This is a genomic window from Actinocorallia lasiicapitis, from assembly GCF_054778695.1.
The window spans coordinates 1-1,934 of sequence record NZ_BAAGZI010000639.1; the positions used below are offsets into that span (position 1 = coordinate 1).

General features: G+C 74.8%; 3 protein-coding genes. 1 reads left to right on the forward strand and 2 read right to left on the reverse strand.

The window, feature by feature from the left end:
• Positions 1 to 1,030, forward strand: a 1,030-nt coding sequence (locus ACYVE7_RS33230) for an FAD-binding oxidoreductase (RefSeq protein ID WP_460370440.1), incomplete at its 5' end; no start/stop codon positions are given.
• On the opposite strand, the gene ACYVE7_RS33235 is transcribed toward ACYVE7_RS33230, so the two are convergent.
• Together ACYVE7_RS33235 and ACYVE7_RS33240 are read right to left on the reverse strand one after the other, a co-directional pair.
• The gene (locus ACYVE7_RS33235) at positions 1,005 to 1,517 is read right to left on the reverse strand and encodes a methylated-DNA--[protein]-cysteine S-methyltransferase (RefSeq protein WP_460370442.1); all 513 of its coding nucleotides are present in this window, start codon (positions 1,515 to 1,517) and stop codon (positions 1,005 to 1,007) included. The genes ACYVE7_RS33230 and ACYVE7_RS33235 overlap by 26 nt on opposite strands.
• A gap of 8 nt (positions 1,518 to 1,525) precedes the next feature.
• Positions 1,526 to 1,934 (reverse strand): DNA-3-methyladenine glycosylase family protein (locus tag ACYVE7_RS33240; protein WP_460370444.1); only part of this gene is annotated, 409 nt, incomplete at its 5' end.

Here is a 1,934-nt window from a genome sequence, read left to right on the forward strand (position 1 = left end):
CGACGCCGCCGCCGGGCAGGTCACGGTGGGCGCGGGCGTGGTCCTGGCCGAACTGCAGCGGGCGGTCCGCGCGCACGGGCTCGACTTCGGCGTCGATCTGGCGTCGCGCGGCTCCGCGACCATCGGCGGCATGATCGCCACCAACGCGGGCGGTGAACGCGTCCTCAAATACGGGATGACGCGCGCGAACGTCGTCGGGGTGGAGGCGGTGCTGGCGGACGGTTCGGTCTGGTCGCGGCTCGGCGGGCTGCCCAAGGACAACGCCGGGTTCGAGCCGCCGTTCGCGGGCAGCGAGGGGGTACTCGGCATCGTGACCGCCGCCCGGCTGCGGCTGGTCCCGCTGCTCGGCGCACGCGCCACCGCCATGATCGGTTTCGCTTCCGCGGCCGACGCCGTCGCCGCCCTGCCGCGGCTGCGCGCCGTCGACTCCCTGGAGATGGCCGAGTTCCTGATGCCGGACGGCCTGCGCCTGATCTGCGAGCACACCGGGCTCCCGCATCCGATGCGCGAGCGCCACGCCTTCTACGTGGTCGTCGAGTGCGCCGCCCGGCAAGATCCGTCCGCCGACCTGTTCGCGGCCCTCGCCGAGATCGACGCGCCCGAGACCGTGATCGCCGGCGACGCCGCCGACCGGCACCGGCTCTGGACCTACCGCGAAGCCCACGCCGAAGCGATCAACACGCGGGGCGTCCCGCTGAAACTGGACGTCGCCGTCCCGCTGCACGATCTCGCCGCGTTCCTCGCCGACGTGCCGGGCCTGGCCGGTGCCGCCGTCCCCTACCTGTTCGGGCATCTCGCCGAGGGCAACGTGCACGTCAATCTGCTGGGCGCGGGCGAGGACGTCGGCGAGGCGGTGCTGGAGCGGGTCGCGGCGGCGGGCGGCAGCATCAGCGCCGAGCACGGAGTCGGCCGCGCCAAGGCCCGCTACCTGCGGCTGGGCCGCTCCCCCGCCGAGATCGCCGTGCTCCGCGCCGTCAAACAGGCCCTCGACCCGGGGAACCTGCTCAACCCCGGGGTGCTGCTGCCCTAGCCGTCCTGGCCTCGTGGCCGAGCAGGAGTTCCTTGGCGGGCAGGCCCGCGGCGAAGCCGGTGAGGGAGCCGTCCGCGCCGACCACCCGATGGCACGGGCGGACGATCAGCAGCGGGTTCGCGCCGATCGCCCGGCCGATCGCGCGCGCCCTGGCGGGTGAGCCGCCGAGCTCGGCGTTGAGCCGGCCGTAGGTGGTGGTCGTGCCGTAGGGCAGGGTTTCGAGGGCGGCCCAGACCTCGCGCTGGAACGCCGTCCCCGCCGGGACGAACTCCAGGTCGAACCGCTCCAGGGTGCCGGCGAAGTAGCCGTCGAGCTGGCCCGCGGCCTTGGCGAACGCCGCGGGGTCCTCGGTCCAGCCGTCCGCGACGGCCGGTGCGTTCGGCTGCGACGCCGGCAGCGACACCGACGCCAGCCGGACTCCCCCGCCCGCCCGTTCCCCGGTCAGCAGCAGCAGCCCGATCGGGCTCGGAAGATACGTGTAGATCATGATCGTCCTCACAGCGAGTTCCACAGAAGATGGGTGGCGTAGGTGCCCCACGGACGCCAGGCCCGCAGGTCGGCGCCGGGGTGGCGGGCGAGCGCGTGGTTCAGCGCGACGTCGCCGGTGAGCAGCACGTCGGGGTCGCCGAGGGCGCGCATCCGGATGTATCCGGCCGTCCAGGGGCCGATGCCGCGCAGGGCGAGCAGTGCCCGGGACGCCTCGTCGCGGTCGGCGCCGGGGTCGAGGACCACGGTTCCGTCGGCGAGCGCCCCGGCCAGGGTCGTGATCGTCGTCTTGCGGCCGCCGGGCATCCCCAGCTCGTCCAGGGACGCGCCCGCGAGGGTCGCGGACGTCGGGAACAGATGGGTGAGGCCGCCGCTCGGGGCGGGCAGCGGCTCGCCGTCGGCGGCGACGAGCAGCCCG